The organism is Staphylococcus lloydii, from assembly GCF_015775975.1.
Lineage (GTDB): Bacteria > Bacillota > Bacilli > Staphylococcales > Staphylococcaceae > Staphylococcus > Staphylococcus lloydii.
In genome coordinates this window covers 586,973-598,720 of the sequence record NZ_CP064056.1, presented here as the reverse complement: position 1 = coordinate 598,720, position 11,748 = coordinate 586,973, and the positions used below count along the sequence as shown (strand labels likewise).

At 34.4% G+C, this 11,748-nt stretch carries 12 protein-coding genes; 3 read left to right on the top strand and 9 right to left on the bottom strand.

The window, feature by feature from the left end:
- Nucleotides 1-93 precede the first annotated feature (93 nt).
- The 8 genes from ISP08_RS02650 to ISP08_RS02615 all read right to left on the bottom strand — a co-directional run bounded on the left by ISP08_RS02650 (nt 94) and on the right by ISP08_RS02615 (nt 6,696).
- Nucleotides 94-567 (bottom strand): thioesterase family protein, encoded by a 474-nt coding sequence (locus tag ISP08_RS02650; RefSeq protein ID WP_048793133.1) that lies wholly within the window; start codon nt 565-567, stop codon nt 94-96.
- Between the two features lies 1 nt (nt 568).
- Nucleotides 569-1,534: a 3-hydroxyacyl-CoA dehydrogenase NAD-binding domain-containing protein gene (locus ISP08_RS02645; RefSeq protein WP_048793134.1), complete on the bottom strand. Its 966-nt coding sequence runs from the start codon at nt 1,532-1,534 to the stop codon at nt 569-571.
- On the bottom strand, nt 1,535-2,422 hold the full coding sequence (locus tag ISP08_RS02640) for a beta-keto acid cleavage family enzyme (protein WP_048793135.1): 888 nt from the start codon (nt 2,420-2,422) through the stop codon (nt 1,535-1,537).
- A 137-nt stretch (nt 2,423-2,559) separates the two neighbouring features.
- On the bottom strand, nt 2,560-3,105 hold the full coding sequence (locus ISP08_RS02635) for a TetR/AcrR family transcriptional regulator (protein ID WP_195719274.1): 546 nt from the start codon (nt 3,103-3,105) through the stop codon (nt 2,560-2,562).
- Between the two features lie 37 nt (nt 3,106-3,142).
- Complete coding sequence (locus ISP08_RS02630) at nt 3,143-3,739, bottom strand: YdeI/OmpD-associated family protein (protein ID WP_195719273.1); 597 nt, start codon at nt 3,737-3,739, stop codon at nt 3,143-3,145.
- 172 nt (nt 3,740-3,911) lie between these two features.
- Nucleotides 3,912-5,096, bottom strand: coding sequence for an MFS transporter (locus tag ISP08_RS02625; protein ID WP_195719272.1), 1,185 nt, complete (start codon nt 5,094-5,096; stop codon nt 3,912-3,914).
- Nucleotides 5,097-5,263: 167 nt separating this feature from the next.
- Nucleotides 5,264-6,034, bottom strand: a complete 771-nt coding sequence (locus tag ISP08_RS02620) for an ABC transporter permease (RefSeq protein ID WP_195719271.1) — start codon at nt 6,032-6,034, stop codon at nt 5,264-5,266.
- The gene (locus ISP08_RS02615; RefSeq protein WP_229294159.1) at nt 6,031-6,696 is read right to left on the bottom strand and encodes an ABC transporter ATP-binding protein; all 666 of its coding nucleotides are present in this window, start codon (nt 6,694-6,696) and stop codon (nt 6,031-6,033) included. Before ISP08_RS02615 ends, ISP08_RS02620 begins: the two co-directional genes overlap by 4 nt.
- Nucleotides 6,697-6,942: 246 nt before the next feature.
- Between ISP08_RS02615 and ISP08_RS02610 the strand changes: the two genes are divergently transcribed.
- Nucleotides 6,943-8,523, top strand: coding sequence for an FMN-binding glutamate synthase family protein (locus tag ISP08_RS02610; protein WP_195719269.1), 1,581 nt, complete (start codon nt 6,943-6,945; stop codon nt 8,521-8,523).
- A 189-nt stretch (nt 8,524-8,712) separates the two neighbouring features.
- Entirely contained in the window at nt 8,713-9,786 is a 1,074-nt protein-coding gene (locus ISP08_RS02605; protein WP_195719268.1) for a M42 family metallopeptidase, read from the top strand.
- 55 nt (nt 9,787-9,841) lie between these two features.
- Here the strand turns inward: ISP08_RS02605 and ISP08_RS02600 are convergent, their stop codons facing one another.
- Nucleotides 9,842-10,660: an SDR family oxidoreductase gene (locus tag ISP08_RS02600; protein ID WP_195719267.1), complete on the bottom strand. Its 819-nt coding sequence runs from the start codon at nt 10,658-10,660 to the stop codon at nt 9,842-9,844.
- Nucleotides 10,661-10,926: 266 nt separating this feature from the next.
- Here ISP08_RS02600 and ISP08_RS02595 point away from each other — a divergent pair, with 266 nt between their 5' ends.
- On the top strand, nt 10,927-11,745 hold the full coding sequence (locus ISP08_RS02595; protein WP_195719266.1) for an ATP phosphoribosyltransferase regulatory subunit: 819 nt from the start codon (nt 10,927-10,929) through the stop codon (nt 11,743-11,745).
- The last annotated feature ends 3 nt before the right edge of the window (nt 11,746-11,748 follow it).

Sequence of the window (11,748 nt, the reverse complement as noted above, 5' to 3'; positions counted from 1 at the left end):
TACAAGATTTAATCTTTTTTCGTATTTAATGTTACAATGTTCAATTAAAAAATTTTTTTAATTGTTACTATTAAACACATTATTATCATAGACTTATTTCTTTATAATTTCAATTTTATGTCCAATTTCTGAAGGTTTTTCATTTTGATCAACCCTAGTCGCATAGTCATTTATAGCTGATTTAATTTTTTCAGGGAACGGGCTTGGTCGTTGACTTTCAGTATCTATACCCATCAACATCACTTCATAAGTTGCACATTTAACATTGTCCTCATTTAGCATCGTCATAAATGCATGGATTCTTTTGGAGTCATGATCTATTACTGCAACTTGAACTGTGACTGGTTCATGTAACTTTAACTCTTTTAAAAATAAAACATGATTTTCTAGCGTAAATACTGTATAAGACAATTCCTCGATAGTCTCTTTATCTAATCCTAGAAATGCTAACCAACTATCCGTCGCATCGCTAAATACGCGATTGTATGCCGCGTCATTCATATGATTGTTGTGGTCCACCCACTCGGCTTTTACGTCAGTATGAAAATGATACAATTCTTGAGTCATATTAATTCACCGACTGTCCAGTTGATTTTTTCATTTGCGGTGTATCTTCAGGCCAATATTCTTCTGCAAGTTTTTTTACTTTGACTAAAAATTCGTTACGTTTTTTATCTAAATCAGACATCGAATAATCTTGAGAAGAAGTTTCACAACCTTCCACTACACTATCGTATAAATCTTGAGTTAATTCAGGCGCAACCAATTTAGTCCATGGTTTTTTTAATGCAGGGCCGAATTGTTTAAGCATATGGCGCATGCCACCTTCTCCACCAGCTAAATGGAAAGTCATAAACGGCCCATATTGTGCATATCTTAACCCTGCAGCATGTGTAAATGCCTTATCTACCTCTTCTGTCGTTGCAATACCATCATTGACGATATGCAATGCCTCTCTCCATAGCGCTTCCATTAGTCTGTCTGCAATATGTCCTTCAATTTCATGTCTAACATGTAAAACATCCATGCCAATACTTTCATAGATTTTTTCAGCAGCTACAGAAGTGGCTTCCGACGTGTTTTGTCCAGCTACAATTTCGACTAGCGGTAAAATATATACCGGATGGAAAGGATGTGCTACAACAAAACGTTCAGGGTGTTTTAAATTTTGTTGCAGTTCAGAAGGCATGATACCTGATGTGCTTGAACCTATCGTCGCATCCGGTCTTGCATAGAAATCAATTTCAGTTAAAACTTTGTCTTTCAGTTCTTCAATTTCTGGCACATTTTCTTGAATATGGTCTGCATCTTTCACTGCTTCAGCTAAAGATTCAGTAAACGTTAAATTGTCTAGTGATGCACACTCACTCATACCTAATTCTTTGGCGTATGGCCAATTTTGTTTGACTTGAGACAACATACGTTCATATGCGCCCTCACTTGGATCTGTTGCTATGACTTGATGTCCATGTGCTAACATTCTTGTAATCCAACCGCTACCTATTACGCCTGTTCCAACTACAGCAAATTTCATTTATAAGTCTCCTTTAGGGTCTCTTAAATTATAGTATTCTCTCGCTTCTTGAGGCGTCATGGGTTCAATATTTAACTCGCTAAGTATCTCTTTGGCACGTGCTACGAGTTGTTCATTTGTAGCTTTAACACCTTTTGATAAATATAAATTATCTTCTAAACCGACACGTACATTACCGCCTCGTTTTGCCGCTTCTTCAACCGTTGGCAATTGGAAGCGTCCGATACCAAACGCTGACCAAGATGCGCCCTCTGGTATACGCGTTTTTAAATATTCAATTGTTTCCGGGTCATTTTCTAAGCCCCAAGGTATACCTAGACAAAATTGGAACATTGGTTGACCATCAATTAAACCTTCTTTAATCAGTTGTTTAGCAAAGCTGACATGTCCTGTATCAAAACATTCTAATTCTGGTTTAACGCCCGCTTCTTGAACAAGTGCTGCCTGTTTACGTAACCAATTTGTAGGACTTAAATAAACATCATCTCCCATATTGATGCTGCCACAATCTAACGTGCACATTTCAGGCAGTAATTTACCTACTGGTTCATGACGTTGTTCAGGCGTTTGCATATCTGTACCTTCGCCCCCTACTTCAGGATTTTCTAAATTTGGTATAAAGTCGCCACCACCACCTGAAGTAATATTAATAATGATATCTTCATCTGCCGCTCTAATGAGTTCGACAGCTTTTTTAAAAAATTCAACGTTATGACTCAATTTCCCAGTTTGTGGATCTCTTACATGAATATGTGCTACCGTTGCACCAGCTTTTGCACATTTAATGGCTGAATCTGCAATTTCCTCTGGTGTAACAGGTACATTACTATTTTTTTCTACAGTATCTCCCGCTCCTGTTAAAGCAACTGTTAGCATTACTTTGTTCATAATTTTACCTCCAAACTTGAATTAACACATTGGTTAGTGTACCAACTGGACGGTTAAGTTTCAACTTTATATAGGTAATAAAAAAGAGGCAGTAAGCTTAAATACTTACTACCTCTTGGGTTATAGAAATTTAAATATTATTTTTTGTTATGATATGAATAATCTACTAAGCGATTTAACACGGCTTGACGCATTTTTTCATCAATGGCATCTATACCAAATATTTCAGACAGCCATAAACCATCTACTGCTAGCCTATAAATAGTTGCATCTATTTCATCCAAACCATCATTTTCGATTTCGGATTGCCATGATTTATATGTTTCCTGTAATGGAAGTAACAAGTTACTATTCGTACCTTGTGCCGCTAACATACCTGAAGTTATTGAGGCATTTTCTTTACGATGTTCTCTTGTCGCTTCAATAAACGCTCGTATTAATTGACCTTGTTGTTCAGTTTGTTCAGCTTTATGTCCATTAACATTAGTACGATACAATTCATCCGCATAAGTAACCAGACCCTGTATTAATGAAGCTTTATTATTGAAATGATAAAGTAAACCGCCTTTACTAACCCCAGCTCGTTTAGCAACAGCATCTAAAGTTAAATATTCAATACCTTGTTCGTTTACGATGTGAGCTGCAGATTCTAATAATTGAATGCGTTTAGATGATCTTGCCATTTACGTCCCTTCTTTCATTTGTTTATTTCATAAGTTTTTAGTCATTCATACCTTTACCATTAAGAATATGATCTACATATTTTTCAACACGTTGTGTTCTCGTCGCTGATCTTTTAGCTTGACCAATATGATACATATATTGACGCTGTCTACCTGGCGTCAAGTTATCAAAAGCTGTTTTTAATTCTGGCATACTATCAAATTTTGCTTGTAATTCTTCAGGCATTTCATAGTCTTCCGTTTTTTTCATAGGTACTTTTTTACCTGACTTTTCTATTTTAACAGCCTCTTCTATATACCATGCAATTTCCTCTTTACGTTCTTTAACTTCTGCATAACTTTCAAATCTTAACTGTCTTGCAGCTTGAACATTTTTAGTTTGCTGAATCAAACTATTATATTTATCTTCCATAATTGCGCCTTTTTCAAACAATAATGCACAGTAATGTTTAAAGTCTTGAACGATTACGACATTTTTATTGTTTAAAGTGTAACATGGGTGCATCCACTTGTAGTCTTCTGTTAATTCTGATTCTAGTAATAAAGTTCTGAAAAATTTAAATTCGTCCTGCCATTGCTTTAAGTTGTCAATAAAGCTATCTACTTTGTCATGTGTCTGTTTATTATCACTCATGTTTTCCCTCCAATAGTCACGTCTTGTTAATTATTTATATCATACTACAATATCAATTTATTATTCCATTTAAAGTTTTTTTATAATCTAATCATTTTAATTACTAATAAGTAAACTAACTATATGAAAAAACCAAACGTTAGTATTAACGTTTGGTTTTTAACTGTTTAATTTAATTATGATTTACTGATTCGTTAGCATATTTAGCTCGTGGTTTTAAACTAATAATTATAACTAATGCAATAAATGCGATAATGGCCGTTACATAAGTAGTTGCATGGACGCTCATTTTCGATACTACGAGTCCACCGACAATGCCTCCGATACCAATACCAGCATTTAGACTAGACATATTCCAGCTCATAACTTGACTCGTATCGCCAGCAACATGTTCGATGACACCACTTTGTACTGCAGGGTTCGTACTCCATTGCATGACGTTCCATATAAATATCGTCAATAATAACAACATTGTCCCAGGCAATACTAAGTTCAACACTAACATCATAGCGATAAATATTATTGTCGCAATCGTCAGCCAATATTTACTCGTCAATTTATCTGATAAGAATCCTCCCATTGACGTTCCCATAACGCCAGCGATTCCGTTTATTAATAAGACAATTGATACAAAAGATAAAGTATGACCATTAGATAGCATCAGTGGATTAATATAAATAAATGTTACTGAATTTGCTACTAATAATAAAAATGTAATACATAAATATTTGCCTATTTCTAACGGTCTTAAGACACGAGATTGCGTCTGGTTATTGGATGATGCTGTTTGTGTTGTTGCTTTACTTTCTTTACTTACAGGAATATAAATATACATCAATATTCCTACAATAACGCTAATAACAACGATAAAAACAAAAGTAAAACGCCATCCAATCCAATCACCAATAATTGTACCGATTGGGACACCTAAAACATTTGAGCCACTAAAACCAGAATAAACTATACCAATCATTTTCCCTCTGTTTTGTGGGGAAGTAAGTAATGCAGTAAGCGCAAGTGTTTTAACAACGATAAGTGATGCTGCTGCCGATGATAAGATACGTCCAATCACCAAAATAGAAAAATTTGGTGCTACAGCAATAATTAAATTCCCGAAAATAAATACAAATAATGTTATGAGTAATAACGGTCTAGCATTAAACTTATTCGTTAGCTTCACTAAAATTGGCCCTGCGATAGCAAAAGTAATCGCATATAATGTTACAAGTTGCCCCACAACTGCTTCAGAAACATTTAAATCATTACTCATTAAATTCATGATACCTGCAACCATCATTTCAACCATTCCAACAATAAAAATACTAAATATAAAAGTCGTCGTACGCATTATAGTCATACGGTTCCTCCTCCCTATTGTCATTTTTCACATAGCCCTTCCATTATATACCATGCGTCAACAGGTTTTGGCGTTACCATTATTAATAATCTACTAATCGAGAAAATAAAAAACTGAAACATCTTTAATGTTTCAGTCATAATATTAGCTTTAATATTTCTACCCTATCACTTAGCGTCATGCATTGTTCTAGCAATCAATTGATCACGATAGTTAAAGAACTGTCGATAACTAATATATGTAGCAATAAGTGCCGACATTATTGTTGCTGTTGTATGAATAAAAATAACCATTAATTGAAATTTAATAGCATCTAACGGTGGCATGCCACCAATAATAAGTCCTGTCATCATACCTGGAATAGAAACGATACCATACGTTTTAACCGAATCAATCGTTGGGACAATAGCCGTTTTAATGCTTTCTCGTACTGTAGCTTTGGAGGCCATTTTAGGGTCTGCACCTAGGGCTAATTTGGCTTCAATTTGTTCGAGTTGTTGTACAAATTCTTTATCCATATTTTGATAAGCGAGATTAATTGCAATTAAACTATTACTTGCGACCATTCCAGCCACTGGAATGACTTCATTAGGTTTAAAACTAATAGCACCCGTTAACGTCACACCTATAAGCGGTAAAGTCACACCTACGAATATAGCTATAAACGACACTAAAAAAACATGGTGCATAACAGGTGATGCACGATGGATTGTGTTCCATGAAGCATTAATTATAATAACTAAAACAAATAAGATTAAAATCCAAACTTGATTCACATTAAAGATAAAATGTAGCAAGAATCCTAACACTGTAAGTTGTACAATAGCACGCACAGTAGCCACTAATAAATCTTTTGTAATATACAACTTCTCTTTATAAGAAACAATAATTGGAAATAACAGTAGTAAGGCTGTTAGGGCTAATGCAGTAATGCTCATGATAAATTCTCCTCACTTTCTATTTTTCCATTAACAATTTTTATACGTTTACTAAAGTTACGCATGCTTTGGTCGTCATTATGTGTAATCCACATAATTGTGACACCTTCATTTGCCAAATCAAAAATCATTTTTTCGATAGTTTCCCTATTTTTCGCATCAAGTGCGCTTGTTGCTTCATCTAACAATAGTATTTGAGGAATATACATCAATTGTCTCGCAATCGTAATACGTTGTCGTTCCCCACCAGATAAATGGCTAACACTCGCATCTAAGTTATAGTGTCCCATCCCTACGCGTTTCAATAATTGTTTAGCATGTTTTTTATCAAATTTTTCGTTCCTCACACGTGCCGGAAATGACAAATTCAAACCTATTGTAGGTTCAAATAAGTCACTTTGTTGTAATAAATAACTCACTTCCATTCTTAATTGTTCTGGATTAATTTGTTCAAAAGGTGTCCCGTTTAATGTTATTGACCCTTTTGTAGGACTTATTAAATTACTCATAAGTCTAAACAATGTACTTTTACCACTACCGGATGGTCCAACTACTGCGATGGTTTCACCTTTATTAACAGTAAAACTTAAATCATCAATAATTGTACGATCATCCGCGATGTATGAAACGTCTTTGATTTGTAACAATGCTTTTTCCTCCATATTCTAATAAGAACCACCTTAACTTTTATATTATCTATCAAAAAAGCCTTACGTGACATATCGTTTATTACTTAGTAATAACACTTTTTTAACTTCTTAAAACTTTTTATCATCACCTATTTAAAATAATATCATTTTTATTGTTTTCAAGATTTAGACTGTGCTCAACTTAGTTATATTACGCTTATTTTTAATTGTAAAAATTTATATATAATGTAATATTAGATTTAATGGGGGGGAATAAATATGACACTTTTAACAATTTTACAATTTATCGTAAATATTATTATTGTATGTTTTTTACTTGGGGGAGTTATTACTGCTGCATTATTAATTTTTAAAGATAAACGTCAAACTCAACATAGTGTATTACGTAATTATCCTTTATTAGCACGTATAAGATATTTCTTTGAAAAAGTCGGTCCGGAAATGCGACAATACTTTTTCTTAGAGGATAAAGAAGGTAAACCATTTTCAAGATTAGATTATAAAAACATTGTTTTAGCTGGAAAATACAATTCAAGAATGACAAGTTTCGGAACTGAAAAAGATTACGACGCAGGATTTTTTATTAAAAATACAATGTTTCCACATCAGTCTTCCGAATTGCGCATTGATCAAAGTGTATTAATTTCTAGTTTCATTTACAAAATAGATAACGAACGCCTTTTCGAGAGAGATGAACATCGCGAAGAATCACAAATTAACCCTTACTTTTTAGATAACGAAGATGAGATTATCATTGGCCCTAAATTGGCACATCCATTCCATTTAAAACGTTTAGTTGGGCAATCAGGTATGAGTTACGGTGCTTTAGGTGGCAACGCAATTACCGCTCTATCCAAAGGATTAGGTCAAGCAGGTACGTGGATGAATACAGGTGAAGGTGGCCTATCAAAATATCACCTAACTGGTAATACAAACATTATTTTCCAAATTGGTCCTGGCTTATTTGGCGTCAGAGACGAAGATGGCAATTTCAATTTAGATTTATTCAAAGAGTTAGCTGATTCTGAAGCTATAAAAGCATTCGAAATTAAGCTTGCACAAGGTGCTAAGACACGTGGTGGGCATATGCAAGGCAATAAAGTTACAGAAGAAATTGCTAAAATCAGAAAAGTAAAACCATGGGTAACAATCAACTCACCTAACCGCTTCGATTTCATTAACAATACATACGAGTTGTTATCGTGGGTTGAACATTTGCAAACGGTAGGACAAAAACCTGTTGGGTTTAAAATCGTCGTTAGCTCTACTGCTGAAATTGAAACACTCGTTAAAACGATGGTAGAAACAGGTATTTACCCTAACTTCATTACAATAGATGGTGGTGAAGGTGGTACTGGTGCTACATTCCAAGAGTTACAAGATGGTGTAGGCCTACCATTATTTACATCCTTACCTATCGTATCAGGTATGCTAGAAAAATATGAAGTCCGTGATGAAGTTAAAATCTTTGCTTCAGGCAAACTTATTACACCAGATAAAATTGCTATAGCATTAGGTTTAGGTGCCGACCTAGTCAACATTGCACGTGGAATGATGATTAGTGTTGGCTGTATCATGAGTCAGCAATGTCATTTAAACACCTGTCCAGTAGGTGTTGCTACGACTGATCCTAAAAAGGAACAAGCGCTTATAGTAGAAGAAAAAAAATATCGTGTTACTAACTATATTACAAGTTTACACGAAGGTCTATTCAATATTGCAGCAGCTGTCGGTGTCAAAAGTCCTACACAAATTAATAAAGACCATATAATTATCAAGAAACATGATGGCACCATTCAATCAGTTAATGATTATAAGCTTAAATTAATAGAAGAGTAAGTATTGTCAGTAGTTCAGCAACATTTTAACTGCGTTAATTACGATACAAAACATACAACTGAGACTAAGATTCATACTTAGTCTCTTTTATTGTACCTAAATTGTATAAGTACTATGAGATTGTCATTAATAGCATTTGAAAATTTTAATGCTACAATATAATTATATAAAAGCATTGGAGGTTATTTTGTGAAAAATTCTATAGAATTGTTAAAAACTTTAACAGACGTAAATGGTATTGCTGGTCATGAAATGCAAGTTAAATCTTTAATGTACGATTACTTAAAACCACTTAGCGACGAAATTATTGAAGATAACTTAGGTGGAATTTTCGGGAAAAAGAATGCCACTAACGGTACTAAATCCATTATGGTTTGCGGTCATTTAGATGAAGTAGGTTTTATTGTTACTCAAATTGATAACAAAGGCTTTATCAAATTCACACCTGTTGGAGGTTGGTGGAGCCAAGTTATGCTTTCGCAAAAAGTAACAATCACTACTGATGAAGGCAAAGAAATTCGTGGGATTATCGGCTCTAAACCACCTCATGCCCTATCACAAGAAGCACGTAAAAAAACAGTAGATATTAAAGACATGTTTATAGATATCGGGGTTAAGAGTAAAAAAGAAGCGGAACAATTTGGCATCGAGGTTGGTAATATGATTACACCATATAGCGAATTTGAAACTTTAGCCAACAATAGATATTTAACGGCTAAAGCCTTTGATAATCGCTATGGTTGTGCCCTTGCAGTTGATGTATTAAATAATTTAAAAAATGAAAACATCAATGTTGATTTATATTCTGGCGCCAATGTTCAAGAAGAAGTTGGTTTACGTGGTGCTAAGGTTGCAGCAAACAAAATCAATCCTGATTTAGCCATTGCTGTCGATGTGGCAGTTGCATATGATACACCAGACATGTCTCAACTTAGTGATACTTCACTTGGTGAAGGTCCTGTTGTCATCATTATGGATAGTAGTATTATTGGGCATGTAGGTTTCAGTAAACACGTTAAGCAAATTGCGAAAAAACACAATATCTCAATACAATTAGATACTACTATCGGTGGCGGCACAGATGCTGGTAGCATCCATGTTGCCAACGAAGGTGTACCTACATTATCAATCGGTGTGGCGTTACGTTATATGCATTCTAACGTTTCAGTGCTACATACTGATGACTATAAAAATTCTGTTAATCTAATCACAGAGATTGTTAAGTCTTTAGATGATGACACAGTTGATAGCATTAAATGGTAAGTGAATATAAAAAAGCTGGTAGCATAGCGCTACCAGCTTTTTTTATAAGTTTGTGTTATTTTATTGATTTTTTCCAACTATCATCGCTTAACATTTCTCCAGGCCATGTATAAGACATCACGCCACCATCAATCGTTATCGTTTCACCGGTAATAAATGAACTGTCATCAGAAGCTAAAAATGCTACTAATTTCCCTACTTCACTTGGCTTACCTAAACGACCCAACGGCGTTACCCATTTTTGATTTTCTCTAAAGTCTTGTCCGGCTTTGTCATCTTCACTACCTACTAGTTTATCCACTAATGGTGTTTCAATCGTGCCCGGTGCAATGGCATTTGCACGAATATTTTCACGCCCATATTCTATTGCAGTCGAACGTGTAAAGTTTATAACGCCACCTTTAGCTGCATTATAACCAGAACGATTTAGGTCTGCAGCTTGTCCAGAAAATGATGCTGTATTAATAATAGAACCACCATTATCTAACATGAGTGGAATAAAGAATTTGGTCATTAAAAACGTGCCTCTTAAATCTACGTTAATTATTTTATCGAATACTTCAATAGGATATTCATGAATACGGCCGGCAGCATTATCAACACCAGCATTATTAAATAGCACATCTATAGTGCCGTAAGTTTCTTGAATGTTTTTAGCAGCGCTTTCTACTGCATGTTCATCTGAAATATCAATATGATAAGCTTTAGCCTTGCCACCTTCATTATTTATAGCTTTAACTGTAGCGTCAATGTCATTTGATATATCAAATGCTATTACTTCGGCACCTTCATTAGCTAATGCTTCTGCTGATGCTTTGCCTATACCCGTACTCGCTCCTGTAATTACTGCTACTTTATTGTCTAATCTTCCCATTCAAACTCACTCCTTTAATCGTCGCATCATTACCTTTACTTATTTAAAGATTGCCTATTTAGTTGAGAAATAAACATAGGGTGAATCAATACTTTAATAAACACAACATGGCATTTTATCTTTTTCTATAAATGATAAAACGCAATTAATCCTACTATAATATTCAGAAAATTTATTGAATTTAAACAATTGGTGTGTTACAGTGTAACTTATCATTTAATACTTTACTTCGGTAGAGAGTAAAAGCAAATGAAAAGGATGGTTTTATGACAAATTCAACAACTTTAATCGCAAACAAAGAAAAAGAAATTGCCTTTTTAAAGCATTTTGAAGCCGCAAATTTTGAACTTGTTGACTTCAGCTTTATTGAGTCATTAAAGTGGCCTACGCTCACTCAAGATGATTTACAGCAAATGACGGAACGTAGCTTTTGGCAACATAACCATCAAATTTTTGCTTTACGTAATGACTTTACGGATCAATTATTACGTTATTACAGCCAATACCCTGCTGATTACGATAAAGTAGCATATTCTGGTCCTATAATAAGAGATAATATCGTCAACACACAACTTGGTATTGAACATTACAATCCTACAGTTACTCAAATGCAACATGACTTTAGTCTGTTTTATGACTATATCAAGACAACGCTAGTCGATGACATTGATTTTATTATTTTAGGACATTATCAACTTATAGACTTATTACTAGAACAACAATATCAAGACGAGACGACATTAAAATATATTCAAGAGCGTAATATTTCAGCGTTATCCCAACTTTTAGGTACTGCGCACCCTATTATCCAATTGCTAACGACGAATACAACTGAACAATTAAATTTATTAACACAATTGTATACGCCAGACCATACAACGATACAAGCGCTGACACGTTGGGAACAATATTTCAAATCATTGGGCATTGATAATATTCATTTAGACATCACGCCTCAGCCCCCACGTTCATATTATAAAGGCGCGTTCATGAGTTGTACGTTACAACGTAACAAAGAACAACAATTAACTGGCGGTTACTACAAAGGAACATTAGAAGGTTTCGGCTTAGGTTTTATACTTTAATTT